The following is a 955-nucleotide window of genomic DNA, read 5'->3' as shown; positions in this document are numbered from 1 at the left end:
TATAGACAACTAAAAAAGTATGATGGCACAGTAAGGAGTTTAGCATTAGGCTCTAGAAGGCCTTTACACAGTCCAAATGCTCACACAAAATCTGAATTGAAGTTAATTAGAAAGATGCTTAAAAGAAATGGTATCTATGGTCTTGCAGAAGTATACGTACGATGTAAAGCAAAGGGCTATATAAGAAGCTTTTCAAGCATGTGTAGACAAATTAGGAATAAGGATTATAAAAAACCGGAGCTACGTCGTAAGAGTTACACAAAATATGATAGAATGGATGGTAAATACCCTGGTGACAAAGTACAAGTTGACATAAAACATGTTCCTGACGAATGTATAAAATTTTCTACATATGGCTATAAATACTATCAAATAACAAGTATTGACGAGTATAGTCGAAAAAGAATTTTGAAGATTGTAAAGGAAAAAAGTACCTATGAAACAAAAAAATTTTTAGAGAATTTGGAAGAAATGATTGGATTTCCAATACATACCGTTCAGGTAGATACCGGTCGTGAGTTTGTTAATGATGATGACAAAACAAGCAAAGAGAGTGCATTTGAAAAAGCTGCTTACAATCTTGGTATCACGATTAAACGAACAAGACCATATTCACCATGGCAAAATGTAAAAGTAGAAAGAAGTCACAGGGAAGATGGTAAGATTTTATATAATCGAAAAGTATTTACTAGCGAAAAAGATCTGATAAATCAGGTGGCAAAGCATGAAAGAAGATATAATAGTACGGCAAAAACAAGTTTAAAATTTAAAAGCCCAAATGAAGTTGTAGAAGAGTATTTCAAAAATACAGCCTGTTATTGTGAAAATTAAAATGAACTAAGTCAAGGTACGCAAAGCTTTACTCCTTGACTTATCCATTTATAATTTTCGATAAAATAGCAAGTATTTTGAAAAACTTTCTCGTAAGTGTAACATATGTCTTGACAACTAAGAG

General features: G+C 32.0%; 1 protein-coding gene. It reads left to right on the top strand.

The annotated features are described in order from the left end of the window. Positions 1-831, top strand: an 831-nt coding sequence (locus tag HMPREF0634_RS03645) for a DDE-type integrase/transposase/recombinase (RefSeq protein ID WP_007789127.1), incomplete at its 5' end; no start/stop codon positions are given. Positions 832-955: the final 124 nt, after the last annotated feature.

The sequence above is a fragment of the Peptostreptococcus stomatis DSM 17678 genome, assembly GCF_000147675.1.
In the GTDB taxonomy this organism is placed as follows: Bacteria; Bacillota; Clostridia; order Peptostreptococcales; family Peptostreptococcaceae; genus Peptostreptococcus; species Peptostreptococcus stomatis.
The sequence above is the reverse complement of the archived record's forward strand: the minus strand, read 5'-3'. Positions and strand labels throughout refer to the sequence as shown.